Below are 24,324 nucleotides of genomic sequence, written 5' to 3'. Positions count from 1 at the left end.
CTACTACGTGGAGGTAGCGAGTTGAGGTTCACGCTTCAGCGAGACCCGTACCGGCGTCTCTCGGCGTGCGCTGACGGCCCGTCCGGCCGCGATGTTCACTGCCGCGTTCACATCCGCGTTAGCCCGATGCCCGCAGGCTACGCACCGGAACACCGCTTGGTTCTCGCGGTTGTCCGGTGTGCAATGCCCGCAGACGCTACAGGTCTGCGACGTGTACGCGGCCTTCACCTTCTCGACCCGCCCAGCCGCCTTGTGCTCCAGCCGGGTCACCAGGTCGCCCCAGGCGTTGGCCAGGATGCCGCGGTTGAGTCCGGCTTTGGCGCGGCGACGGTTCGGCAAGTACCTGCCTGGTTGTTCGGGATCGGGTTTGGGTTTGGGCCGCCTGGTCATCTGGGCAATGCGCAGGTCTTCCACCCGGATGACGTCGAACCGCCGTGCAAGGTCGGTGCTGGTCTTCTCCACCCAGTCCTTGCGGCGGTCACCGGAGCGGGCATACAGCTTCGCGATCGCAGCCTTCACCCGCCGGCGGCGGTTGGAGCCGCGGCGGCAGCGGGCCAGGCGACGTTGCAGGTGCTTCAGCCGTTCCTGCTCGCGGTCCGACAGACCCGGACAGGTCAGGAGTTCACCGGTGGACAGGGCCGCCGACACCGTCACGCCCCGGTCCACACCGACCACCTCACCCGTACCCGGCGCGGGGATCGGCTCCGGGACGACGGCGAACGCGAGATGCCAGCGACCCACCCGGTCACGGGTGACCCGGTACGACTTCGCTACCGGAACGGCACGCGACAGCCGCAACCGCACCCAGCCGACCTTCGGCACGTTCACCGCGGCCCACTTCCGATTCAGCTTCAGCACCCGGGACGCCTGACTACCGACGATGCGGAACCCCTCATGCAGCCCGGCTTTGCGCCACCTCGGCCGCCGGTGAGTCCCTGCGTAGAAGTTCCTGACGGCCTGGTCGAAGTCTCGCAGCGCCTGCTGTTGCACGGTCTGCGACCCGGCCCGCAGCCAGCCAAACACGGCCCGCGCCTCGGTCAGCTGCTTCGCCTGCTTGACGTAGCCAGGCGACGCGCCGTTGTCGCGGGTCCACATCGACCACTGCTCAAGAGCAAGGTTCCACACATACCGGGCATGCCCGCAGTGCCCCAGCAGCGCGGCTTGCTGCGTTTGAGTCGGGTACATCCGGAACCGGGACATGCCATTGATCCAATCAGCCGGGACCGACAGTCCCCGATCTCCGAAGGGAGGGGGTCGCGGTTACTCTCCGCCCTGAAGGACGGGGAATCCCCGCGACCAATCCGATGAAACATCGCGGACGGGGGACCGCGCCCCAGGCGCAGCAGGCCGCATCCGACCCACTGGAACACAATGCGCTGGCCGGTGTCGCTGAGCGCGTGAAGGCGTTCCAGGCAAGGCATCTGACGCCGGACGACGTCGCCGTCGAGAACGAGGACGCGCCGGTCGTCCAGGTCGTCCAGCTGATCATCACCCAGGGCCTGCGCGACCGCGCCTCGGACATCCACCTCGAACCGCACGGCAAGGTGGTGCGGGTCCGGTACCGCGTCGACGGCGCGCTGCGCGAGCAGATCGAGTTGCCGGGCGCGATCGGGCCGGCCGTGGTCAGCCGGATCAAGGTGCTCGCCGACCTGAACATCATCGAGCGCCGCCGCTCCCAGGACGGCCAGATCCGGATGCGGATCGAAGGCCGCGAGGTCGACATCCGCGTCTCCACGGTGGCGGTGGTCGGCGGTGAGAAGGTCGTCCTGCGGCTGCTCGACAAGAGCCGCCCGCTGTTCCGGCTGGAGCAGCTGGGGATGGCCCCGGAGCTGGCCGAGCGGTACGCCGCGCTGCTGCGTACGCCGTACGGGATGGTCATCTGCGCGGGGCCGACGGGGAGTGGCAAGACAACGACGCTGTACGGGTCGCTGAGCGAGATCGACAGTCCGGAGCGCAACATCATGACGATCGAGGATCCGGTCGAGTACTCGTATGCCTCGATCAACCAGATCCAGATCAACGAGGCCGCCGGGATCACCTTCGCCACCGGGCTGAAGTCGATCCTGCGCCAGGACCCCGACGTGATCCTGGTCGGCGAGATGCGGGACGCCGAGACGGCCCGGATCGCGGTCCAGTCCGCGCTGACCGGGCACTTCGTGCTGTCGTCGGTGCACGCCACCGACACCGCGACCGCGCTGCATCGCCTGCTGGACATGGGGATCGAGACCTTCCTGGTCGCCTCCTCGGTGAGCGCGGTGATCTCGCAACGGCTGATCCGCCGGATCTGCCTCAACTGCCGCGAGTACTACGAACCGCCCGCGCCCGAGGTCGCGTTTCTCCGCAGTACCGGGGCAGCGGTGCCGTTGGGCGGACTCATCCGCGGCGCCGGCTGCGACCAGTGCGCGCAGACCGGGTACCTCGAGCGGACCGGCGTGTACGAGCTGATGCCGGTCAGTGACACGATCCGTGAACTGGTGGTGGACCGCGCGCCGCTCGCCGAGATCCGCAAGACCGCTTGCTACGAAGGGATGCGGACCCTGCAGGAGGAAGGCGCGCGACTGGTCCAGGCCGGCGTCACGACGGTCGCCGAAGTCGTCCGCTCGATCTATACGGTGGGGATGCAATGACCCGGTACGCCTATGTCGCGGTGGAGCCCGGCGGCAAGACCAAGCGCGGGACGACTCGCGCCGACACGCGTGAGGACGCCGAGCTGGCACTGGCCGAACGCGAGCTGCGCAACATCCGGCTGACCGAGAAGCCGGGCCTGCTGAAACTGGAAATCACCGCTCGAAGGGTGAAGCGGGAAGAGGTGATGCACCTGACCAGGCAGCTGGGCGCCTTTGTCCAGGCCGGCATGCCGCTGACCGAATCCGTCCACACTCTCGGCCGGGAGTCGGAGAACATGACCGTGCGCCGGATGATGTACGAGGTCGAGGACGGCCTGCGGGACGGCGAGAAGCTTTCTGACTGCTTCGACCGGCATCCGCGGATCTTCCCGGAGTTCTACCGCGGCATCCTGCGGTCGGCCGAGCTGAGCGGTCGCCTCGACACCGTGCTGGCGCAGCTCGCCCGGTACCTCGAACGCGATCTGGAGGCCCGGCGCCGGATCAAGCAGGCCCTCATCTACCCGGCTGTCGTCGCGGGGATGTCGCTGGTGACGATGGTCGTGCTGGCCGGGTTCGTGCTGCCGCGGTTCAAGGAGTTCTTCGACAGCCTGGGCGCTGAGTTGCCGCTGCCGACCCGGATTCTGCTGGGGATCACGGATTTCCTCACGCAGTGGTGGTGGGCGCTGATGATCGCTGCCGGGCTGGTGATCCTGGTGCTGGTCTATCTGCTCAGTACGACGCCGGGCCGCTATCTGCGCGATCGGTTGTTCCTGGCGCTGCCTGTGATCGGCGGGACGGTTCGCTTCGCCTTGGTGGAACGCTTCTGCCGCATCCTCTCCTCGATGGTTGCCGCGGGCGTCCAACTGCCGCAGGCATTGCGGATTGCCACCGGGTCACTGCCCAATCGCGTCTTCCGGCGCGCGCTCGGCGGTGTGATGGCGTCGATGCTCGCGGGAGAAGGGCTCGCAAGGCCGCTTGCTGCGACTGGGCTATTCCCCGGCACAGCCGCGCAGATGCTGCGGGTTGGGGAGGAGACCGGGACGCTGGATCGGCAGCTCGAGGTGACGGCGCAGTACTACGAAGGCGAACTCGACTACAAGCTGAAGAAGCTGATCGGGTTGTTCGAGCCGGCGGTGATCATCGTGATGGGTGCTGTGGTCGGGTTTGTCGCGATCGCTTTGGTGTCGGCGATGTACGGGGTGTTCCGGCAGGTGCAGGGCTGATGCGCGGGCACGGGGATCGCGGGGAGAGTCTGCTGGAGTTGGTTGTCGCCATCGCCCTGATGGGGGTGGCGATCGTGGCGGTGATGTCCGGGCTGACCACGACCGTGCTGCTGTCCGACGTCCAGCGCAAGCAGGCGACGGCCGGCACGGTGGTGCGCAACTACGCGTCGGCGCTTCAGCAATTTGTTGCTAGCGGCCACTATGTCGCCTGCGCGAATGCCGGCTCGTACGTCGTACCGGGGTTCGCGCCGCCCGCGGGGTTCACTGCGCGGATCGTCTCCGGATCCGTGCGGTACTGGACCGGGGTGTTGTGGTTGCCGCTGTGCCTGCCGGATCGTGGCCTGCAGAAGCTGCGGATATCGGTGGAGAGCGCGGACGGCCGGGCTTCGGAGTACCTGGACGTCGTACTCCGGAAGCCTTGTGGCGTGGAGGACCCGCCGTGCACCTGAAGCGCTCGGAGCGAGGCTTCACCCTGATCGAGGTGCTGATCACGATGACCTTGATGGGGGTGGTGTCGCTCGCGCTGTCCGGCCTTGTCATCACCGCACTCAAACAGATGAGTGCGACGTCGGACCGGCTCGATCTGTCCCAGGACGAGCAACTCGGCGCGGTCTATTTCGCCCGGGACGTTGCGGCCGTCGGATTGCGGGACTACGGTGCGGCGATCGGCGGGGGATCCCTGCCGTTCAAGCCGTCGATCCAGCTGGGCGCGGCCGATGACTCTGGCGGCACGACCTGCGGCCCGCTTCCCGATTCTGTCCTGCGCCTGCTCTCGGACGACTGGGATCTCACCGCCGCTCCGCCAGCACGCCGTACCGCCGTCGTCGCGTACTACCTCAAGCCCGTCGACAGGGTGTTCGAGCTGCACCGAGCGAGGTGTGTCGGCTCGAGTACTCCGTCGTCGGATGTCCGGCTGTCCGAGAACGTCAAACCCGGGAGCGTGTCCGTGAGCTGCTCGACACCGTGTACTGCGGTCGTCGCGCCGCTGTCGGTGACGCTGCGGTACATGGCGACCAAGCCGTCCAGCGGTGACCATGAGGTCGTGCTGACCGGCCTGCGGAGGCAGTCATGAGGAGGCGCGACGAGCGCGGATCGTCTCTGCTGATGGTGCTGGTGGTGATCACTGTCGTGGCGTTGGCGCTGTCCGCGTTGCTGACGAGGTCGGATGCGGCGCAGAAGGTGACTGCCTCACTGCGGCAGGAGGCAGCCGCGGCGTCCACGGCTGATGGGGCGATGCAGGCGGCGATCAACAACCTGCGCAACAGCAGCTACAACGGCGAACCGGGGCAACGCTGCTTCGGCCTGTCGGACACGCTGTCCCTGCTCGCCTTCGACGGGCTGAGCCCGGTCGCGGTGAAGTGCCAGCCGGACCCTAAGCAGGTCGTGGTCCAGTGCTCGGGTGACACTGACTGCAACCGTCCGGAGAACGCCATCCTCGCGCTCAGCACGATCCCGGGCGAGGCGGGCATCTCTGTGTCGCAGCCGGCCGATGCGACCTTCCGCGTGCACGGCAAGGTCTTCTCCAACTCCAGCATCGACCTCACCGCAGGCAGTCTCTCGGCCAGCGAGAGCCTCTCCGCCCGCGGCATCTGCTCAGTCGGCGTTCTGGCTCCTCTCTGCGGCCTGGCGGTCGCGCCTCAGTCCGCTCCTGCCTATCAGCCGGCGGTAGGTACCGTCCCGGCCCACCGCTCCCTACCGGCCTGTACTACGCCCAACTCGGTCGTCAGCTTCATCCCCGGCTACTACGACGACGCCGAGGGCTTGTCCACGATGATGAGCGGCACCAGCCCTTGCCGCCACAGCACTTGGTGGTTCAAGCCGGGGGTGTACTACTTCGACTTCCACAACACGTCGAACCCGCTGTTGTCCGGCGACAACACCTGGACCGTCAACAGCGGCACCCTGGTCGCAGGGACTCCAGCGGGTGGCTCTTGCGTCAGCCCGATGGCCGGCACCGCGCCTGGCGTGCAGTTCATCTTCGGCGGCTCCAGCCGTCTAGCGGTTGAAGGTGGACAGGCGGAGATCTGCGGCACCTACTCGGCCAGCAAGCCGCCTGTAGCCGTCCACGGGCTCACCATTGGGTCGGAGACCTCTACTGGTGAGGTGCTGCGGCCGACGGCGGTCTCACTGCTCAGCAAGTTCGGTCTGTCGGCAACACCTAGTCGCCTCAGCACAGTGGATGGCGTTGCTGCGACCTGGAAGAGCACCACGGCTAACGACACCGCCGGCCTGACCCTGAACGGCTACAACCAAGCAGGCACGATCCCTGTCGGCTCCGTGCTCGAATCGGCCGAGTTGCAGATCACCCACCGCCATAGCGACCCGCTCACCACCGACAAGCTCGACCTCTCGCTGGACGTCGGCCCGGGGGCGCCCCTTGCCGTCACGGCTACCGGGAGGCCAGGCGGATCGGAGTACGGGGTGACAACGATTCCACTGGACGCCTCCCGGACTGGCTCGCTGGCCAGAGCCCTGTACGGCGGTGCGTTCACCGGCGCGACGATCTCGCTCACCGCCGGTCTCACTGCCACGGGCGACACCGAAGACATCGATGCCATTCGGCTGGAACTCAGGTATCGCGAACCAGCCTTCCGCGCCGGCAGTGGTTGCGTCGTCGAAGGCCCCTATCCAACCAGCGGTTGTGCCCTGATCTCGGGCAACGTGCATGTCGACGGCACCGTTTCCGCCCCTGAAGCCGCGTTGGATCTCAGCATCGCGGGCGGCAGCCGCCCGCTCGTGAAAGCCGGTGTGGTGATTCGTGCTTTGCGAGTTTCGATAACGGGCAGTCTCTCTGGTGTGGCGATCGACCTGCCGGACGTTTCACCGGGATTCACCTTCGGACTGCACTTGTCCGTCTACCTGTGTCCGGGCGCGCTCGTCTGCCTGCCCAGTGGCCGCCCGGCACTGCAGGCCAAGATCGGCCTCGTCGACGCCGACCCGTCCTCGCCTGATCCGGGTCGGCGAAAAGTCACCGTGCTGGGTTGGTGGCGTCCTGGCTGATGGGGGTTCGAGCGCGGTCGTGGTGCACTTCGGGTGGGGGACAGTGATGAGTGAGCAGATCAAGGTTGTCGTCGTGGACGGCCATACGCTGGTGCGGTTCGGCCTGACCGGACTGGTCGGACAGGAACCGGACCTGGAGATCGTCGGCGAGACAGCATTCGGCGGTGAGGCAGTGGGGATGGTGGCGACCACTCAACCCGACGTACTGGTCTTGGACGTCGCCCTGCCCGACCTAGACGGTCTACAGGTCGCCCGCGGGCTCCGCGACCGGTACGCCGAGCTCGGGATCGTCCTGCTGGCGTCGGATGGTCAGGATGACATCCTCTTCCAAGCGCTCGATTCAGGCGTCTCTGCCTTTGTCACCAACACAGCGCCGACCGAAGAGGTGCTCGCGGCGATCCGGCATGCGGCAGTAGCGGCCACTAGCTTCACTGCAACCGGCCTGGCTCCTGCGATGGCCAGACGTGATCAGCCACCTGCCCAGCCGCTGTTGAGTCCACGGGAGGCCGAGGTGCTCTCGCTACTGGGCCAGGGGCTCTCAGTACGCGCGATCTCCACCGCCTTGTGCGTCAGCCTCTCCACAGCAAAGACCTACGTGGCACGCCTCTACGAGAAGCTCGGCGCCTCGAACCGCGCCCAGGCGATCATGACGGCGCTCAAGCTCGGCCTACTCGAGTCGTCCTAGCCCTCGGAGAGCTAGTCTCTCCAAGGAACTGCTACCGAGTTTTGGGAGAGCCCTGTCAGTGAACGACCGTCGCGTCGTAGTACTGGTCGTCCCGGCCGCCGGCACCTGGGCCCCACCCGGCCGCACCCCCGACGCCTGGCGTCTGGCACTAGCCGAGGACACATACGAAGTACTGGCCTCCCTAGACCGAGTAGAAGTAGCAGTAGCCGTCACCGGCGGAGACAAGGCAGCCCTATCCCAAATAGCCGCCCTAACCTGGCCCGAGACTCCCGTGTACTCCGTCGACTCGCCGCGCCCCGTGCTCGACGCAATAGAGCAGGCCGGCCCCGCTGCCGCCGTAGTAGCTGTCAGCTACGACGTACCAGACCTCCCCGGCCTCCTGATCGGCAAGCTGTTCCGCGCCCTCGGCTCAGCCGACCTGGCAGTGACTCCAGCAGAGGACGGCTCACTAGCCGCCATCGGCGTAAGCCTGCCCCTCGCCACCTGGATCACCAACGCCGCACCAACCTTCGACACCCCGCTGGCAGACCTAGAGCAGCTCAAACCCCGCCGCCACGCAATCGCCACCGGCCCCGGCTGGCACCGCCTCCGCTCCGCCGCCGACCTGGCCCGCCTGGACCCAGGCCTTGAAGGCTGGGACGCCACCCGATCACTACTTCGGGGTGCCTGAGCCGTCACCTTCTGCGCGCTGGCTCGTTTCACCAGGCAGCGGGGACATGGGGGAATTTAGTCACGGGGACCTCAGTGGCCGTCGTCGCAACCGATCTGCCGGTGCCGTTCAGGGGCGGTGCTACCGACAGCCCGGTGAAGGGGGGAGCGACGACGGCCCACCGACCCAAGCCACGATCAAGTGGCCGGTCGGAATGCCCGCCTCACCAGCTCCTCGACACTGTGATCGACCCCGTCCGGAAGCGCTTCGACCCCGAACCAGGCCAGATCGTGCGACTCCTCACTAACCACATGTTCAGTCCCCGCCGCAGCCGTCACCCGGAACTGAACATCTAGGTGAAAAGCACCTTTGCACCCACCGGCGGTGAGCTCATGCCGCGACAGCTGCAGCGGTTCCAGATCGATCTCAAGACCCGCCAGACCAGACTCCTCGGTCGCCTCACGCAGCGCCGCCCCAGCCAACGTCGTGTCGCCCATCTCACAGTGCCCGCCAACCTGTAGCCACCGATTCACAACGGCATGCAGCGTCAGCAGCACCCTGGGCGCGGCAGGATCCACGACCAGGGCACTCGCCGTCAGATGCTCCGGCCGGCTGCTCCGCCACATCCCGTCCTCGTGCCCGGCGAGGTACTTCAGGTAGTACTCACGCAGCTCGGCCTGCTCGGCGTCCGGCGGTTCCCAGCTGGTGAGTACGGCGGTGGCGTCAGCGTGCAGCGTCACTTGTCGGCTGAGCCGTCGCCGGTGCCCTTGTCCCCGTCACCCTCATCAGTCAGGAAGTCGGTGATGTCGATGTCAGCCAGCTCACCAGCGTGCTGCGCGAAGCCGATCGGGTCGTCGAGATCAGCAGCGCTCGGCAGCAGATCCGGGTGCGACCACAACTCGTCGCGCCCATCGACCCCACGGGCATCCCGTACTGCGGCCCACAGGTTCGCCGCGTCCCGCAGTCGCCGGGGGCGGAGCTGCAGCCCGACCAGAGTGGCGAAGGTCTGCTCCGCCGGACCCCCGGCCGCGCGGCGACGCCGTACGGTCTCGGCGAGCTGTACTGCGGCCGGCATCCGGTCCTTGGTCGCCTCGCGGACGACGTCGTCGACCCAGCCCTCGACCAGCGCGAGCGCTGTCTCCAGCCGGACCAGTGCTGCCTTCTGCGCCTCAGAGTCCTCCGGCTCGAACAGGCCACCCGCCAGGGCTTCCTGCATCGCCTCCGGGTTCTGCATGTCGATGTCGGCCATCGCGCGCTCGATCTTGCCGCTGTCGACCTCGATCCCCGAGGCGTAGTCGGCGACGGCGGCGAACAGGTGCTGCCGCAGCCACGGCACCCCGGCGAACAGCCGCTGGTGCGCGCACTCGCGCAGCGCGAGGTACAGCCGGACGTCCTCGTCGGTGAGGCCCAGACCCTCGGCGAACTTCGCCACGTTGTCCGGTACCAGTACCGCCTGGCCGGCCGGGCCGAGCGGCAGACCGATGTCGGAGGCGCTCACCACCTCGCCGGCGAGCTCACCCAGCGCCTGACCGACCTGGGCGCCGAAGATCGAGCCGCCGAGCTGGCGGAGCATGCCTGCCATCGGGCCGGCCAACTGCTGCGCCTCGGCCGGCAGCGCGCCGCCCATCGCGCCTGCGACGTGCTCGGCGACGGGGTCGACGACTGTCTGCCAGACCGGCAGGGTGTTCTCCACCCACTCGGCCCGGCTCCAGGCCGCGGACGTGGCTGAGGCCTCAGGCAGTGTGGTCGCGAGGTCGAGCCAGTGCTCGGCCAGCCGCACCGCGTCGGCGACACGCTCGTTGTCGGTCGGCGTGACCGAGCGGTCCCCGGCAGCGGAGACGGTCTTGCGTGCGATGTCCTTGGCGAGTTCCCAGTTCACTGGCTTGCCGTCGCCCGAACCGCTGAGCAGCTGCTGGACCTGCGCGAAGATCGCGTTCAGGTCTACGCCACCAGGGCCGGCCGCACCGGAGAACTGCTGGAACATGGCCTCGAACGGAGTTCCCTTGAACGGGTTGTCCGGTTCGTCGCTCATCGGAGTGGGCCTTCCTGTGCAGTGGGGCGTACTACTCCAACGTACTGGCTGCCCGGCTCCGTTCCTCCACAGGCGAACGCATTACGGTAGTACTGCGGGCTTCGCGCCCTTGGCGCAACCATGTAGACAGTATGGTGCGCGCAGAGAGTAAGGGACCGATCATGACTGAGGCGATCAGGCTGCTGGACATTCGCGACTCCGCGCTGTCCAGCGACGAGGTGCTGGCCGCGATCGCCGATCCGAGCGCGGGCGGTACGGCGCTGTTCATCGGCACCGTCCGTAACCACGATCACGAGCGCCCGGTCGACGAACTGCGCTACGAGGCGCACCCGGAAGCGCTGAAACACCTCCGCGCGGTCGCCGAGCGGGTCTGCGAGAACCCCGCCGTGACCGCTCTGGCGGCGGTGCATCGCACCGGCGTACTGGCCATCGGCGACGCCGCCGTGATCGTCGCGGTGGCCGCCGCGCACCGCGATGTCGCCTTCGCCGCCTGCCGTCAGCTGATCGACGACCTCAAGGCGGAGGTTCCGATTTGGAAACACCAGCACTTCACCGACGGTGCGAGCGAGTGGGTAGGCGCTTGTTGACCCGTACGCTGGGCGCATGAAGGTGGCCGGATGAAGGTCTTGGCGTGGCTGGCGTTCCCGCTGGTCGCCACCGCCCTGGCGATGTGCTGGGCGGCTTGGCGTGGGCGGAGTCGCGGTCCCCGCCGGTCCGGTGGCGCCTTCGCGTCGGTGGAGGACTTCCGCCGCTTCAACGAGGCGATGGCCGCACCCGGTCCCAGCGCCACCCCTGAGCCGCGCCGCGGGCTGCGCGGTCTCTTCCGGAAACTCAAGATCGCAGGGCAGGGTTCGTGACACGTCGTACCGCCACGCTGGTCACCTCGATCGTCGTGCTGATCCTCACGCTCGGACTGGTCACCGTCTTCCCGGTGCCGTTCGTCTCCTTCAGCCCGGGCCCGGTGAAGAACACCCTGGGCGAGTCGAAGGGCAAGCCGGTCATCGAGATCGCCGGTCACCCGACCTTCCCGACCACGGGCGAGCTCGACCTGACCACCGTGTCGGTCACCTCGCCGGACCGTGAGCTGACCCTGCCGCAGGCGATGCGCAACTGGCTCGACCCGCACCACGACCTGTTCCCGCGCGACATCATCTACCCGCCGGAGCAGAGCGCCGACGAGGTGGAGCAGCAGAACACCGCCGAGATGACCGGTTCGCAGGACAGCGCCGTGGCGGCCGCGCTGCAAGAGGCGAAGGTGCCGTTCAAGCCGAAGGTCTCGACGGTGTCCAAGGGCAGCCCGGCCGACGGCAAGCTCAAGCCCGGCGACATCGTGCTGGAGGTCGACGGCACCACCCCCAGCCAGGTCCCGCAGGTCGGCGAGCTGGTCCGCAAGCACAAGGTCGGCGAGGACGTCAGCTTCCTGGTCAGCCGCGGCGGGACGCGGCAGACCGTCGTGGTGAAGACCGCCGCCACCCCCGGCGACACGGACCGGCCGATGGTCGGCATCACGATCGGCGTCGACTCGCAGGTCAAGGTGACCGTGAACCTCGGCCAGGACATCGGCGGCCCGAGCGCCGGGACCGCATTCGCGCTGGCCATCTACGACAAGCTGACCGATGGAGCGCTGCTCGCCGGCAAGCACGTAGCCGGTACCGGCACCATCGACGCACTCGGCCAGGTCGGCGCGATCGGCGGCATCCAGCAGAAGATCGCCGGCGCCAAGGAAGACGGCGCGACGGTCTTCCTGGTACCGGCGGCGAACTGCGACGCTGCCCTGCACGCCGGCGTGGACGGCATCCGCCTGGTGAAGATCACCACGCTGCACGAGGCGATCGGCGCACTCAAAGCACTGGCCAGTGGAACTGGAGACGTCCCGGCATGCACGAAGTAGGTCCTGACAACACAGCATCCGCCAACGCGCTCGGCCAGGCGGTGATCGAGATCGAGCGGCACGTCAGCAGCGCGGGCTGGGACCAGCCCGCGCAACTGTTCGCGCTGGTTCCGACCGACGAACTGCTCGCCGCCGAGCCGCGACTGGCCGCCGAGCTGGGTGCCGACGACGCATCCCAGCCGCTCACCCCGGTCGCCCAGGGCGAGCTGCCCGGCGGCATGGACGACGAGCACCTCGCTGACGCGCTGGCCCGGATCGAATGGCCGGACGGAGTGAGCGGCTGTGCCGTCGCGGTCGAGCGGATCGTGCTGCCGGCCACGGCCGAGTCCGGTGCCGATTCCGATGCCGAACTGGCCCGGCTGGCGGGCAGTGACCCGCGCCGGCACGAAGTACGGATGGTGGCCGCGGTCCTGCGTGACGGGGACCGGTTCGGTGCCGTCCGGCTACGCACCCACGACGAGGACAGCGCGGTACTCACCGGCGTCGACTTGGTCCCTACGCTCTGCCAAGTACTGTCATTGACATTCGAGCCTTCGACCGCGGGTGGTCCTGGCTCTGTGCAGGGCGGTACGAGTGACAACGAGGAGAAGCTGCCATGAGTGACGGCGTCTACGACATGCCGGAGGAGCCGAGGCGATCCAGGCGAACGCCCGGCCAGCGCCCGCGGGCTCTACTACCCACGATCGCCACCCTGATCGTGCTACTCATCTTGTTCAGCGTCTTCACCGACGTCTGGACCCAGCGGCTCTGGTACCGGTCGGTCGATCTCGGCTCGGTGTTCAGCACCGTGCTCGGTACCCGCGTGCTGTTGTTCGTGGTGGTCGGTCTGCTGATGGCCGGCGCCGTCGTGGCGAACGTGATCGTCGCCTACCGGACCCGACCGCGGGTCCCCCTCGCCCCGTCGCCGAGCCCCGGCTTCGAGCGGTACGGCGACCTGCTCCAGCAGCGCGGCAAGATCGCCATCGGAGTGCTGGCGGGCCTGATGCTGGTCTTCGGCGGCTCGGCCGCGTCGGGGGAGTGGAAGGTCTTCCTGGCCTGGCGGAACCGTACTTCGTTCGGCGTCACGGACAAGCACTTCAACATGGACATCTCGTTCTTCGTTTTCGAGTACCCCTGGCTGCGCGTACTGCTCGGCTTCGGCTACTCGATCGTCCTGCTGTCCCTGGTCGCCGCGATCGTCACCCACTACCTGTACGGCGGCTTCCGTCCGTCGGCGAAGGGGCAGAAGGCCTCCGGCGCCGCGCAGGTGCAGTTCTCGGTGCTGCTCGGCCTGCTGGTCCTGCTGAAGGCCTTCAGCTACTGGCTCGACCGCTACGGGCTGGCCACCTCTGACGCCAAACTCTTCACCGGTATCTCCTACACGGGAGACAACGCGATCTTGCCCAGCAAGGAGATCCTGGCTGTCATAGCCGTGCTCTGTGCCGTGCTCTTCTTCGCGAACGTGGTCCGCAAGACCTGGCTGCTGCCGGGCGTCGGCACCGTAGTACTGGTTCTGTCGGCCATCCTGCTCGGTGCGCTGTGGCCGGCTGCCCTTCAGCAGCTGCGGGTTCGCCCGAGCGAGCCGGTGAAGGAAGCGTCGTACATCACCAAGAACATCCAGGCGACTCGGATGGCCTACGGTCTGGAGACGACGAAGGTCATCAACTACGAGGCCGAGACGACGGCGAAGCCGGCCGAGCTGGCCAAGGATGCCGAGCTGCTGCCGGGCATCCGGCTGATCGACCCGAGTGTGGTCGGCCCGACCTTCGAGCAACTGCAGCAGGTCCGTGGCTTCTACTCGTTCCCGACCGATCTGGACGTCGACCGGTACAAGATCGGCAACCAGGTTCGCGACACGGTGATCGCGGTCCGCGAAGTCCAGGTCGACCGGCTGCCGGCCGGCCAGCGCAACTGGAACAACGACCACACCGTCTACACCCACGGTTACGGTGTGGTCGCCGCCAACGGCAACCAGCGCGCCTCGGACGGTACGCCGGTGTGGTCCTCCAAGGACCTGCCGCCGACCGGTGACCTGGGCGACTACGAGCCGCGGATCTACTTCGGCGAGCAGTCCCCGGACTACTCGATCGTCGGCGGTCCCAAGGGCAGCCCGGCGGTCGAGCTGGACACACCGGAGGGCAAGAACGGCGGCGACCCGACGCTGAACACCTACCAGGGCAAGGGCGGCGTACCGATCGGCTCGTTCGGGAACAGGTTGCTCTACGCCACCAAGTTCCGGGACGCGAACCTGCTGCTGTCCAGCCGGGTGAACACCGACTCCAAGATCCTCTACGACCGCAGCCCGCGCGAGCGGGTCGAGAAGGCCGCGCCGTGGCTGACCCCGGACGGCGACCCGTACCCGGCCGTCGTCGACGGCCAGGTCGTCTGGATCGTCGACGGCTACACCACGACGGCGAACTACCCGTACTCGCAGAAGGTCGCGCTCGACGACAGCACCCGGGACACCACCACCGGCCGCGGCACGGTCGCGCAGCAGCCGAGCGAGAAGATCAACTACATCCGCAACTCGGTCAAGGCCGTGGTGAACGCCTACAGCGGGGCGGTCGACCTGTACGCGTGGGACGAGAGCGACCCGCTGCTGAAGACCTGGATGAAGGCCTTCCCGGACACGGTCAAGCCGCGCTCGGAGATCTCGCCCGATCTGATGTCGCACCTGCGCTACCCCGAGGACATGTTCAAGGTGCAGCGCGACCTGCTGGCGAAGTACCACGTGGAGGACTCGACCACCTGGTACCAGAACAGCGACCTGTGGCGCGTGCCGGCCGACCCGACCGTCGGGCCGAACAGTGGTGGTTCTGACGCGCAGACGCTGGACCAGCCGCCGTTCTACCTGTCGCTGCGGATGCCGGGCCAGACCGAGTCGAAGTTCTCGCTGACCTCGGTCTACGTGCCGAACGCCCAGCGGGAGAACCTGACCGGCTTCCTGGCTGTCGATGCCGAGGCTTCGTCGCCGGACTACGGCCAGTTCAGGATCCTTCGATTGCCGGGTAACGTGCAGATCCCAGGTCCTGGCCAGGTGGCGAACAAGTTCCAGACCGACGAGGGCATCAGACAGGCGCTGCTGCCGATCAACCAGCCCAGCAGCGGCGCCAGAGCCCAGTTCGGCAACCTGCTGACGCTGCCGCTCGGCGGTGGCCTGATCTACGTGCAGCCGGTCTACTCGGTCCGCACCAGCGGGCCAGGTAGCTATCCGGTACTGCGGTACGTGCTGGTCGGATTTGGAGACCGGGTCGCCTACGGCACCACGTTGCAGGACGCCTTGGGGAAGGTGTTCAACACGAGCGTGGAAACCGAGGAGGAGCCTGGCAAGCCGACGCCGACACCGTCGAACCAGACGATCAAGCAGGCGCTCGCTGAGGCACAGGCGGCGTACACGGCGGCGACGGCGGCGCTGAGAGCCGGCAACCTGGCCGAGTACCAGGTGCAGGTCAACAAGATGAAGGCGGCGATCGACCGGGCTGCCACGGCCGGGGCGACGACACCGACGCCGACCCCGAACCCGACTCCGACGCCACCGGCGACTCCGCCGAGTTCACCAACCGGCTGACCTCGGCTGCTCTTCTGATCCGGGCGGCGACACCCTTGGGTGTCGCCGCCCGATCCTTTTCCACAGGACAGAAACTCGTCGCCGGGATCGGGAAGTTCCGGTGCATCTTCCCTGGTGAGAACCCCATCACCCGCGGCCATCGAGGCCGACAGCGCAGCTCGCGCTCATGCCGGGTGTTTCGCCTGAGGAGGCAGCTATGTCGTGTTCTTCGTCCTGGTCCCTGGTCCGGCCCGCCACCCGCCGTATCGTGATCGGCGGCGCGATCGCCGTACTTGCGGCACCGGCCGCACTGGGTGTCCTGACCGCGACCGCCGCGGCGGCAGGCCCCGTTCCATCGTCAGCGTCCGGTTCGCACCGGACGTCCCAATCGACCCAGCAGAGGGCGTGCACCTTGGACGGATTCGCCATCGACCACCTGCCTGGCGGCATCGGCTCGCCGAGCGACTTCGAGTACGAGTGGGAGGACGTCGTCTTCCACAGCCGGGTCTGGGAGACCGGGCCCGACCCGGAGGGGGCGACGAAGGTCGACCTGACCGTCAAGACGATCCGGGGCGAGAAGGTGATCGACCTCGAGACGCTGCGCACCTTCCTCACGGAGTACCACGAGAAGGATCCGGAGAGCTGGGAGCTGACGGCCGTCGACGTGGGCGGCTACGGCGGCTATCGCGCCGAGGACCAGGTGTTCTTCTTCGTCTCACCCGGCGTCGCCGCCGAGGTGTCGATCGATCGCACCCGATTCAGCGAGGAAGACCTGCTGGCGACGGCCGCCGGCTTCCATCCGGAGAACTCCGCCTGACCTGGCTAGTGCGCCGTGTCGGGAGTTGCGTTGCGCTACCGGCGCCCAGGCACGCACCTCGCGGCAGCGGAGAAACGGCCACGATGGAAAAGCATCGAGGCCGCTCCTCCGCCACCGCGAGGCACGCACCTGGACACCGCTATCGCTAACGCAACTCCCGACACGGCGCACTAGGGCCCACACCGCGCGTTGTGGTGTGGGCCCCTCCGGGTTGGCCTGCTCAGAGGATCGAGTTGGCGCTGACCGTGAAGCCGGTGTTGACGGGTGCTCCGGCGTTGGTGAAGCAGTTGACGTCACGCACGAACAGATCCGGACCCGAGCTGCTGTTGGTCCAGAACGTGTTGAGCCCGCAGAAGTTCGAGTTCGGCCCGTAGGCGGTCACCTGCACCGTGTTCTGGGTGAAGGCGATCCGCGGGAATGTGACCAGCGACAACCCGGGGCCGGCCGGCATGATCGTGTTCGCGCCGAGCCCGAGCGCCGAGTTGAGATTGGTGGTGGGCGGTCCGGCCGGCGGCTGGTTGAGGAAGTAGCCGTAGTACTTCGGCGGGATCGCGGCGCCGTACAGGGAGACCTTGTACTGGTAGGTGAGGGTGAAGCGGGTGTTCAGCAAGGCGCCGGCCGAGTTGAAGCAGAGCACCTTCACGTCCTGACCGGCGCCACTGGAAGACCAGCCCGAGACTTTGCAGCGAGCACCTGTTGCCGCGTTCACGGCCGTGGCTTGCAGGTTGCCGTCGAGACTTCCACCAGCCACCAGACCGGGGAACCTGACGTGCCACTGACCGACACCGGTCGGCGTCGAAGTGTTGGCGGCGCCGGCTGAGTTGTACTGGCTGACGAGTGCGCCGGACGCGGCGGAATCGACATACCCGTACAGACCTGGCGCGGGACCACCAGAGGCACGAACGAAGAAAGCGCTGAAGCTGGTCGGGTCGAGAACGCCGCCGACGCGATAGCAGCGGATGTTGACGATCTCGTTGGCGCCGGACTGGAACCAGCTTTCCGCCTGGCACCAGTGCGGTGCGCTGTTGATGGCCGTGACGTGCACGACCCCGTTAGGCGCGCCCTGTCCCGGGAACGTCACCCGGTACCGACCTGGCCCCAGCACCACCACGGTGGTGTTGGCCGGCCAGGTGCCGGTACCGATGGTGGCGCCCGAGGTTTGGTTCCACAGCACCCAGCCCTTGCGGTCGGGTACGGCGGCGTCCGCGGGCCGGACGATGGTGAGGAACGTCGCCAGCATCAACAGGCAGGCTGCGAGGCGGGCAGGCAAAGACAGTCGTGGCATCGGAATCCCCCCTTGAGAAACGATTACTGGGGAGATGCAAACATGCGCACTCAGCGATGGCAATAGCTCACAGTGATGCGTTGTATACAGAGCGTTTGATTGATCAGTGCCCGATCATCCGATGCAAACGATGGAATGTCTGCACGAATCCCAGCCGTGGCCACGCCCTGGAGGACTGCAGATTCGTCACCCGCCAATCCGTCACCACGGAGGTGTATCCGACCCCGGCCGCCCAGTTCAGCACCGCCTCACCCAAGGCGCGCCCGGCGCCAAGACCACGCGCCTCGGGGAACACTGCCGCATACCCGAGGAAGCCCGCGTTGTCCGGCCGCGCCAGCCCGCTGTGTGCACTGGACTTCTCGATCGAACAACCGACCGAGGACCCGATCACCTTTCCGTTGCGCTCGGCAACGAACGTGACGTAGTCCCGATCGTCGATCGACTCCTCCCAGTCGGCCAGCGCCTCCTCGAGAGTGGCGACCTCCCCGGAGCTGAACACCGGCGACAGCCCTTGATGCTGCGGCAACACCAGATCCAGCTCGGCCAGCACCTGGATATCGCCACGGTTCGCGGCCCGCACTGTCAGACCGGACCGTACAGGCAGGACCTCGGTCGGCACCGGGCGCACCGCATGCGCATGCTGCGACCCGAATCCCAACCGGAACCAGGCATCGAGCAACTCTGCATCATCGGGCACCAGCACGTACTGCGCTGTCTTCCCGTCCGCCACCCACTTGGTTGCTGCCACCCCGTAGAGATCCCGGATGCGCTCGGCCTGGCGAACAGCCTGCCCAGCCCGCTCGACCCAGACGTTGTCCCCCCACACCGGCGCCGGCTTAGGGGCCCCAAGCAAGTACCCGGTGACCTCACCACCCTCCACCAGCACCGCACCCGACGCGCCCTCGGTCTCCCAGGCAGCAGTCACCTCCACCTGTGCGAGCTGCGGATCCTCATACTCCGCCGGCAACATCGGATGCCGCACCCGATGCCGCACCTGCCGCTCAGCCAGCAACCGCCCCGCCGCCACCACATCAGCCGTCCCAAACGGCCGAATCTCCAAACCACCCATACCCGGACGCTACGCCGCCCACCCCACCCACGACACACCTTTTCCCCCTCGCCCCCCTCGATTTGGACTACAGCCCCACATCCCCTAAACTAAAGACACAACGACGCGGGGTGGAGCAGCTCGGTAGCTCGCTGGGCTCATAACCCAGAGGTCGCAGGTTCAAATCCTGCCCCCGCTACTTGAAAGGCCCTCTGACCAGGGGAAACCCTGGTCAGAGGGCCTTCGTCATTCGCTCTGGATCAGGTCGGCTACGGTCTAGCCTACGGTCTGGGAATCGCGTTACTGGTCCTCACTGGGCTGATCTGAGGTCACTCGCATACGGTTTACCGGCTCCATCGGTTTCCAGCATGCAGCCAGGTGGCCGAGCCTCAGTTAAGCCGAAGAGGTTCACTGCCCAGTACCAGAGGTACTGCAGGATCGGGGGTAGGGGTCAGGCGGTGCTTTCCGGGCAGCCGAATCACGGGGCCGTGGGCGTGACTAGATCAGCGAAAGCTGTTCGGTGTCGAGGAAGTCGAAGAACGACGTCTACGCGATGTGCGCGATCGATTCCCTCGGCATTGCGCCCATGCTCGGACGAGACACCCGGATCGAGTCCGTCGACGTCACGACCGGCCAGCCGATCACCGTCACCACCATCGGTGGGCGCACCACCTGGCAGCCCGCGACGGCGGTCGTGTTCATCGGCGCTGACGCCGGCGGCGGCCCGTCAGCCGACTGCTGCTGCGACTACCTCAACTTCTTCGCAGACCACGCCGCAGTGGAGGCCTGGACCAGCGCCCACCCCGGCATCCCCGGACAGATCCTCAACCAGCCCGAAGCCGAGCAACTCGCCACCCGCCTGTTCCAGCCACTCCTCGCGACCTGACGGCCGGTCGGGTCAAGGCAGGTGCCGATCGATCCGCCGCAGCAGCCGGCCAACGACCGGCAGTTCGTGCCAGCCTCGACCGACCACCCACTCACGCACACGTCGGACGGCGTCCCGGACCCGCGCGGCCCATGACGGTCGCAGCTTGTCCTCGCGCTGGGACGCGCGGCGCTGCAGGTACTTCGCGCACCCGATACAGACCCCGACCTCCGGATGAGCCCCCAGCCGCACCAGATCACGGTCCTCGAACTCGCCACCGCAGCACCAACACACCGGCGCCGACGGTTGGAACGTTTCCTCCGCAACGGTCATACGCCAATCATCACTCCCCGGGGGCTGTTCACTATTACACGGTCTTGTGTAATAGTGGGGTTATGAGTGAGCAGGCGGTGGGGTCCCGGCGGCCGGCGTTGGCGGCGCGGCCTTTGATCGGGGCGGCGGATGCGGCTGAGCTGGAGGGTGTGTTCAAGGTTCTGGCGAACGACACCAGGTTGCGGTTGCTGCACGCGTTGGTGCGGGACGAGGAACTGTCGGTCAGTCAGTTGGCCGAGGCCGCCGATCTGCGGCCGCAGGCCGTGTCGAACCAGCTTCAGCGGCTGGTCGACAAGGGCATCTTGGCGACCCGCCGCGACGGTAACCGGGTCTTCTACCGCATCGAGGACCGCTGCGTCGTAGGTCTGCTCGACCTCGCCTGGTGCCTGTCCGAATCCACCTGAGCCAGGCCTGACCGACTCACCGTTTCACCACACCAGCGACACCTGAGGAGTTCCGTCATGCCCATTTCCGAGATCCAGCATGCCGAAGTGGCTGATCTGATCGCCAGGGGCGAGGCCGTCCTGGTCGAAGCACTACCCGAAGAGGTTTATGCGGAAGGGCATCTGCCGGGCGCGGTGAACATCCGGCCCCGACGCGTGGTCGAGCTGGCCAAGACGTTGCTGCCGAACCTGGATGAGCGCATCGTCGTGTACTGCGGCAGTGCGGAATGTGACAGCTCTCTGCGGGTCGCCCAGCGATTGGTCGACCTCGGTTACCGCGACGTGCACCGCTATGTCGGTGGGAAGCAGGACTGGGTCGATGAGGGTCGGCCGATCGAGATACCCATCCGGCCTTCGCTCGACTCATGCTGTTGATACCGGCCGACCCGATCGGCGTCGCGCCGATCGATACAGCCGCGGCAGCCCTGGCTGCGGATGGTTTCAAGGCGCTGGCCGACCCGGTTCGACTTCGTCTGCTGTCGGTGATCGCTTGCTGTGGAGATCAGGGCGGGTGTGTTTGCGACCTCTCGAGCGGGTTCACCGTTACCGGCCCGACCATCAGTCACCACCTGAAGGTTCTGCGTCGCAGCGGCTTGGTCCGCACCGACCGGGCGGGAAATCGAATCAACTATCGCGCCGACTTCGCGGCCTTGAACGGTCTTGGCCGGCTGCTCATCCACTCCGCTGACTGAGGGAGCAAGTGATCGTGGTCGGTTCTGTGCTGGATCTGCTGGGCCGTGTCCTCGGCGACGTATGGTCCACCTTCACCCATGTATGGCCGTTCCTGGTCGCGAGTATCGTCATCGCCTCTGCGTTGGTCGTCTATATCGGCACTGACCGGTTGGCGGTCTGGCTACGCAAGAGCACACCGATTGCTGTCGTCGGCGCGGTCGCCCTGGGTGCGGCGACGCCGTTTTGTTCCTGCGGCACCACCGCTGTCGTGTTGGGGGCGTTGGCCTCGCATGTGCCGTGGGCGCCAGTGGTGGCGTTTATGGTCTCCTCGCCGTTGACCAGCCCGGAGGAACTCGTACTGTCCACCGGCCTGTTCGGCGCACCGTTCGCGCTGACCTTCTTCATCGCCGCGATTGTGCTCGGCCTGGTTGCCGGTCTCGCCACGTTCGCGATCGAACGCACCGGCTGGCTCGAAGGTCAGGCCCGCATGACCACTCCAGCCGGAGCCGCCACGTCCTGCACTCCAGCGCCGTCCGGACAAGCTGACGCCACGACGGCGTACTGCGACTCCGGCACTGGAACCTCGCAAGGACCCGTCACGGTTCTTGCGCCGGTCGGATCGCGTGCCGGGCTGGTCGCCCGGCTCAAGTTCCGCGAGCTGGCGCGTGAAATCCTCACCACCGGTCGGCGTCTGGCCTTGTTCTTCTTCGGTTTCGCCACCCTGGGCTATCTGCTCATCGAGGCTGTACCCACGCGGTGGCTCACCGACTACCTCGGCGGCGACTCGTTCCTCGCGGTACCGCTGGCCGCGCTGCTCGGCATCCCGGTCTACCTCAACACCGACGGATCGCTGCCGCTGGTCGCGACCTTGATGGACGGAGGCATGGGTACGGGTCCGGCGCTCGCCTTCCTGGTGACCGGCGCCGGTACCAGCGTCGGTGCGATCAGCGGCATGCTGCTCATCGCCCGCCGACGCGTGGTCGCGTTGGTCGTCGGATCCCTGTACCTCGGGGCCGTCGTGCTCGGCTGGCTCGCGCCGCTGTGGCTCTGAGCATGCCCTGTCAGTCGGTGGTGATGTGGCGGTAGCGGAGTACGGCAATCGGGACGGTGACCACGAGCAGCCCGACGATCCAGGCGATGGCCTGCCAGACGTGCTCCGCTGTTGGGCCGCCGAGCACCAGCGCGCGCAACGCATCGACCGTGACGGTGACCGGGTTGACCTTCGCGAAGGCCTGCAGCCAGCCCGGCATGGTGGCGATCGGGACAAAGGTCGAGCTGGTGAACACCAAGACAATCACCGGCATCAGCCCGACCAGCCCGGCAGTCTCGGCGTCGTGCACCAGCAGACCCACCAACGCATTGATCCAGGAGAACGCGACACCGACCAGCAACGCCAGCCCGATCGCGCCACCAGCCGCCGCGCCACCGGCGTGGAAGCGGAACCCGATCAGATGCCCCACACCCGTCATCAACACCAAGACGAACAAGTTGCGCACGGCATCGGCCAGTGTCCGCCCGGCCAGCACCGCGGACCGGGTCATCGGCAACGCACGGAAACGGTCGATCATTCCCGTGGTCAGATCGTCGGCGACGGCCACGCCGGTCTGAGAGGCGCCGAACGCGATCGCCAGGACGAAGATCCCGGGCAGCAGAAAGTCGACGTACCGCTCCACCCCTGGCGGGCTGATCGCCCCGCCGAACACAGAGGTGAACAGCAACACGAACAACACCGGCTGCACCGTCGCGAACGCGATCAACGTCGGCACCCGCACCAGCCGCCGCAGATTCCGCCCCGTCATCACCCAGACATCGCTCAGGAGCCACCGCAACCCACGCGAGGTTCCCGGCCCGGCGGCCATCACGAGCTCCGCGTTTCGGCTGGATCCGACGCAGTACCGGCGGATGCCGCCTGACCGGTGAGAGCCAGGAACACATCGTCCAGCGACGGCCTCCGCAACGCCAGTTCGGTAACTCGCACACCGTCGGCCGCCAACCGGACCACCGCGTCGCCGAGCACCTTGGGCCCGTTGACCACAGGCAGCATCACCCGGCCGTCATCGGTGTTGACGACTGGTGGTCCGGAGCCGAGGTGCGCGACGGCCGCAGCCACTGCGGCCGGATCGACGCCCGGCTCCGCGCGCAACTCGAGCCGATCGCCACCGACCTGCGCCTTGAGCTGGTCGGACGTTCCGGCCGCGATCACCCGGCCGGCATCGAGGACCACGATGGTGTCGGCAAGTTGATCAGCCTCCTCCAGGTACTGCGTGGTGAGCAGGACCGTCGTGCCTTGGGCCGCCAGCGCCTCGATCGCGCGCCACAACCCGATCCGCCCTCGGGGATCCAGCCCGGTAGTCGGTTCGTCCAGGAACAGCACCGACGGCTGGGCGACGAGGCTGGCTGCGACGTCCAGGCGCCGCCGCATACCTCCGGAATAGCCTCGAAGAACCCGATCCGCTGCCACGGCCAGGTCGAACGAATCCAGCAGTTGGTCGCCACGCCGGCGGGCAAGGGTGCGGCTCAGGCCGGACAAGCGCCCGATGAGCTGCAGGTTCTCTCTGCCTGTGAGGTACGGATCGACCGCCGCGTACTGGCCCGACAGACCGACCTGCCGCCGCACTGCTGCGGCTTGCCTGACGACGTCCAGGCCCACCACCCGGGCAGTGCCCGCATCCGGTCGCAACAGTGTCGTGAGAATCCGGACCACGGTCGTCTTGCCTGCCCCGTTCGGCCCGAGCAATCCCAGTACTGTCCCGGCCCGCACCACCAGGTCGACGCCGCGCAGAGCCTCGATCGATCCGAACCGCTTCGCGAGTCCGGTGGCCACGATCGCAGGTTCGCTCATCACGACACCGCCTATAGCTAGGATTACTACCTATTCGCTTGTTGTAGGATAACTACTTATGAGGGCGGATGCGCAAGCCTTGAAAGGTCACCTCGACGTTCTGTTGCTGGCCACGCTGACCGACGGGCCGCGGCACGGCTATGCGATCAAGGAGGCCTTGCGTGACGGCAGCGGCGGCCGCTTCGACCTGCCGACCGGCACGGTCTATCCGGCGCTGCACCGGCTCGAGCGCGCTGGACTGATCAGCGGGTCCTGGTCGGTCGTCGACGGGCGTCGCCGGCGCAGCTACCAACTCACCGCCGATGGCCAGGAGAAGCTTGCCGGTGACCGAGCCAACTGGCGCGAGTTCGCCAGCGCCGTGACGACACTTTTGGAGCCGGGCCCATGGCCGGCCGTGACCTGATCGA

At 67.3% G+C, this 24,324-nt stretch carries 27 protein-coding genes and 1 tRNA gene; 20 read left to right on the top strand and 8 right to left on the bottom strand.

The genetic code is table 11. The features are described from left to right. Window positions 1-3 precede the first annotated feature (3 nt). A complete protein-coding gene (locus A3ES_RS0133360; RefSeq protein ID WP_020391191.1) occupies window positions 4-1,200 on the bottom strand; it encodes an RNA-guided endonuclease InsQ/TnpB family protein in 1,197 nt (398 codons plus the stop codon). A 104-nt stretch (window positions 1,201-1,304) separates the two neighbouring features. Between A3ES_RS0133360 and A3ES_RS0133355 the strand changes: the two genes are divergently transcribed. The 7 genes from A3ES_RS0133355 to A3ES_RS0133325 are packed head-to-tail and all read left to right on the top strand — an operon-like array spanning window position 1,305 to window position 8,184. Further along, on the top strand, window positions 1,305-2,627 hold the full coding sequence (locus A3ES_RS0133355) for a GspE/PulE family protein (RefSeq protein WP_020391190.1): 1,323 nt from the start codon (window positions 1,305-1,307) through the stop codon (window positions 2,625-2,627). Then, window positions 2,624-3,829: a type II secretion system F family protein gene (locus A3ES_RS0133350; RefSeq protein ID WP_020391189.1), complete on the top strand. Its 1,206-nt coding sequence runs from the start codon at window positions 2,624-2,626 to the stop codon at window positions 3,827-3,829. The genes A3ES_RS0133355 and A3ES_RS0133350 overlap by 4 nt, the downstream gene beginning before the upstream one ends. Then, the gene (locus tag A3ES_RS0133345; RefSeq protein WP_020391188.1) at window positions 3,829-4,278 is read left to right on the top strand and encodes a type IV pilus modification PilV family protein; all 450 of its coding nucleotides are present in this window, start codon (window positions 3,829-3,831) and stop codon (window positions 4,276-4,278) included. The genes A3ES_RS0133350 and A3ES_RS0133345 overlap by 1 nt, the downstream gene beginning before the upstream one ends. Continuing rightward, the gene (locus tag A3ES_RS0133340) at window positions 4,269-4,901 is read left to right on the top strand and encodes a PulJ/GspJ family protein (RefSeq protein ID WP_020391187.1); all 633 of its coding nucleotides are present in this window, start codon (window positions 4,269-4,271) and stop codon (window positions 4,899-4,901) included. Before A3ES_RS0133345 ends, A3ES_RS0133340 begins: the two co-directional genes overlap by 10 nt. Next, window positions 4,898-6,829 carry a hypothetical protein gene (locus A3ES_RS0133335; protein ID WP_026163445.1) on the top strand — a complete coding sequence of 644 codons (1,932 nt, stop codon included), beginning with the start codon at window positions 4,898-4,900 and terminating at the stop codon, window positions 6,827-6,829. The genes A3ES_RS0133340 and A3ES_RS0133335 overlap by 4 nt, the downstream gene beginning before the upstream one ends. A gap of 46 nt (window positions 6,830-6,875) precedes the next feature. After that, a complete protein-coding gene (locus A3ES_RS0133330; RefSeq protein ID WP_020391185.1) occupies window positions 6,876-7,514 on the top strand; it encodes a response regulator transcription factor in 639 nt (212 codons plus the stop codon). Window positions 7,515-7,572: 58 nt separating this feature from the next. Then, complete coding sequence (locus A3ES_RS0133325) at window positions 7,573-8,184, top strand: DUF2064 domain-containing protein (protein ID WP_040456172.1); 612 nt, start codon at window positions 7,573-7,575, stop codon at window positions 8,182-8,184. A gap of 176 nt (window positions 8,185-8,360) precedes the next feature. Here the strand turns inward: A3ES_RS0133325 and A3ES_RS0133320 are convergent, their stop codons facing one another. Together A3ES_RS0133320 and A3ES_RS0133315 are read right to left on the bottom strand one after the other, a co-directional pair. Beyond that, window positions 8,361-8,903: an NUDIX hydrolase gene (locus A3ES_RS0133320; RefSeq protein WP_020391183.1), complete on the bottom strand. Its 543-nt coding sequence runs from the start codon at window positions 8,901-8,903 to the stop codon at window positions 8,361-8,363. Then, on the bottom strand, window positions 8,900-10,195 hold the full coding sequence (locus A3ES_RS0133315) for a zinc-dependent metalloprotease (RefSeq protein ID WP_020391182.1): 1,296 nt from the start codon (window positions 10,193-10,195) through the stop codon (window positions 8,900-8,902). Before A3ES_RS0133315 ends, A3ES_RS0133320 begins: the two co-directional genes overlap by 4 nt. A 161-nt stretch (window positions 10,196-10,356) precedes the next feature. On the opposite strand from A3ES_RS0133315, the gene A3ES_RS0133310 reads away from it, so the two are divergent. From A3ES_RS0133310 to A3ES_RS0133285, 6 genes are all read left to right on the top strand, one after another. Further along, entirely contained in the window at window positions 10,357-10,782 is a 426-nt protein-coding gene (locus tag A3ES_RS0133310; protein WP_020391181.1) for a molybdenum cofactor biosynthesis protein MoaE, read from the top strand. A gap of 30 nt (window positions 10,783-10,812) precedes the next feature. Beyond that, window positions 10,813-11,052, top strand: a complete 240-nt coding sequence (locus A3ES_RS0133305; RefSeq protein WP_020391180.1) for a hypothetical protein — start codon at window positions 10,813-10,815, stop codon at window positions 11,050-11,052. Continuing rightward, the gene (locus A3ES_RS0133300) at window positions 11,049-12,086 is read left to right on the top strand and encodes a YlbL family protein (protein ID WP_020391179.1); all 1,038 of its coding nucleotides are present in this window, start codon (window positions 11,049-11,051) and stop codon (window positions 12,084-12,086) included. Before A3ES_RS0133305 ends, A3ES_RS0133300 begins: the two co-directional genes overlap by 4 nt. Beyond that, complete coding sequence (locus A3ES_RS49290) at window positions 12,074-12,685, top strand: PPA1309 family protein (RefSeq protein WP_020391178.1); 612 nt, start codon at window positions 12,074-12,076, stop codon at window positions 12,683-12,685. Before A3ES_RS0133300 ends, A3ES_RS49290 begins: the two co-directional genes overlap by 13 nt. Continuing rightward, the gene (locus tag A3ES_RS0133290; protein ID WP_020391177.1) at window positions 12,682-15,633 is read left to right on the top strand and encodes a UPF0182 family membrane protein; all 2,952 of its coding nucleotides are present in this window, start codon (window positions 12,682-12,684) and stop codon (window positions 15,631-15,633) included. Before A3ES_RS49290 ends, A3ES_RS0133290 begins: the two co-directional genes overlap by 4 nt. 196 nt (window positions 15,634-15,829) lie before the next feature. Further along, window positions 15,830-16,429 carry a hypothetical protein gene (locus A3ES_RS0133285; protein WP_020391176.1) on the top strand — a complete coding sequence of 200 codons (600 nt, stop codon included), beginning with the start codon at window positions 15,830-15,832 and terminating at the stop codon, window positions 16,427-16,429. 220 nt (window positions 16,430-16,649) lie between these two features. Here A3ES_RS0133285 and A3ES_RS49285 read toward each other — a convergent pair whose 3' ends face one another. Both A3ES_RS49285 and A3ES_RS0133275 read right to left on the bottom strand, forming a co-directional pair. After that, window positions 16,650-17,714 (bottom strand): hypothetical protein, encoded by a 1,065-nt coding sequence (locus A3ES_RS49285; RefSeq protein WP_020391175.1) that lies wholly within the window; start codon window positions 17,712-17,714, stop codon window positions 16,650-16,652. 103 nt (window positions 17,715-17,817) lie between these two features. Continuing rightward, complete coding sequence (locus A3ES_RS0133275) at window positions 17,818-18,783, bottom strand: GNAT family N-acetyltransferase (protein WP_063746026.1); 966 nt, start codon at window positions 18,781-18,783, stop codon at window positions 17,818-17,820. A gap of 104 nt (window positions 18,784-18,887) precedes the next feature. Between A3ES_RS0133275 and A3ES_RS0133270 the strand changes: the two genes are divergently transcribed. Beyond that, window positions 18,888-18,961: transfer RNA gene (locus A3ES_RS0133270), tRNA-Met, on the top strand. A gap of 321 nt (window positions 18,962-19,282) precedes the next feature. Then, window positions 19,283-19,648 carry an alkylmercury lyase family protein gene (locus A3ES_RS0133265; protein ID WP_020391173.1) on the top strand — a complete coding sequence of 122 codons (366 nt, stop codon included), beginning with the start codon at window positions 19,283-19,285 and terminating at the stop codon, window positions 19,646-19,648. Between the two features lie 12 nt (window positions 19,649-19,660). Here the strand turns inward: A3ES_RS0133265 and A3ES_RS0133260 are convergent, their stop codons facing one another. Then, on the bottom strand, window positions 19,661-19,960 hold the full coding sequence (locus A3ES_RS0133260) for a hypothetical protein (protein WP_020391172.1): 300 nt from the start codon (window positions 19,958-19,960) through the stop codon (window positions 19,661-19,663). Between the two features lie 62 nt (window positions 19,961-20,022). Here A3ES_RS0133260 and A3ES_RS0133255 point away from each other — a divergent pair, with 62 nt between their 5' ends. Genes A3ES_RS0133255 through A3ES_RS0133240 form a run of 4 tightly spaced genes read left to right on the top strand, consistent with a single transcriptional unit; the run spans window position 20,023 to window position 22,126 of the window. Next, window positions 20,023-20,364: an ArsR/SmtB family transcription factor gene (locus A3ES_RS0133255; RefSeq protein ID WP_026163443.1), complete on the top strand. Its 342-nt coding sequence runs from the start codon at window positions 20,023-20,025 to the stop codon at window positions 20,362-20,364. 57 nt (window positions 20,365-20,421) lie between these two features. Further along, window positions 20,422-20,778, top strand: coding sequence for a rhodanese-like domain-containing protein (locus tag A3ES_RS0133250; protein ID WP_020391170.1), 357 nt, complete (start codon window positions 20,422-20,424; stop codon window positions 20,776-20,778). Continuing rightward, on the top strand, window positions 20,769-21,095 hold the full coding sequence (locus A3ES_RS0133245) for an ArsR/SmtB family transcription factor (protein WP_020391169.1): 327 nt from the start codon (window positions 20,769-20,771) through the stop codon (window positions 21,093-21,095). The genes A3ES_RS0133250 and A3ES_RS0133245 overlap by 10 nt, the downstream gene beginning before the upstream one ends. 14 nt (window positions 21,096-21,109) lie before the next feature. After that, complete coding sequence (locus A3ES_RS0133240; RefSeq protein WP_202806651.1) at window positions 21,110-22,126, top strand: permease; 1,017 nt, start codon at window positions 21,110-21,112, stop codon at window positions 22,124-22,126. A 10-nt stretch (window positions 22,127-22,136) separates the two neighbouring features. Here A3ES_RS0133240 and A3ES_RS0133235 read toward each other — a convergent pair whose 3' ends face one another. Both A3ES_RS0133235 and A3ES_RS49280 read right to left on the bottom strand, forming a co-directional pair. Further along, window positions 22,137-22,934 (bottom strand): ABC transporter permease, encoded by a 798-nt coding sequence (locus tag A3ES_RS0133235; RefSeq protein ID WP_020391167.1) that lies wholly within the window; start codon window positions 22,932-22,934, stop codon window positions 22,137-22,139. After that, on the bottom strand, window positions 22,934-23,917 hold the full coding sequence (locus A3ES_RS49280; RefSeq protein ID WP_020391166.1) for a daunorubicin resistance protein DrrA family ABC transporter ATP-binding protein: 984 nt from the start codon (window positions 23,915-23,917) through the stop codon (window positions 22,934-22,936). Before A3ES_RS49280 ends, A3ES_RS0133235 begins: the two co-directional genes overlap by 1 nt. 58 nt (window positions 23,918-23,975) lie before the next feature. On the opposite strand from A3ES_RS49280, the gene A3ES_RS0133225 reads away from it, so the two are divergent. Continuing rightward, a complete protein-coding gene (locus tag A3ES_RS0133225; protein ID WP_020391165.1) occupies window positions 23,976-24,320 on the top strand; it encodes a PadR family transcriptional regulator in 345 nt (114 codons plus the stop codon). Window positions 24,321-24,324 lie beyond the last annotated feature (4 nt).

This window comes from Kribbella catacumbae DSM 19601 (assembly GCF_000372465.1).
Lineage (GTDB): Bacteria > Actinomycetota > Actinomycetes > Propionibacteriales > Kribbellaceae > Kribbella > Kribbella catacumbae.
This window is presented reverse-complemented; position numbering and strand designations above follow the sequence as displayed.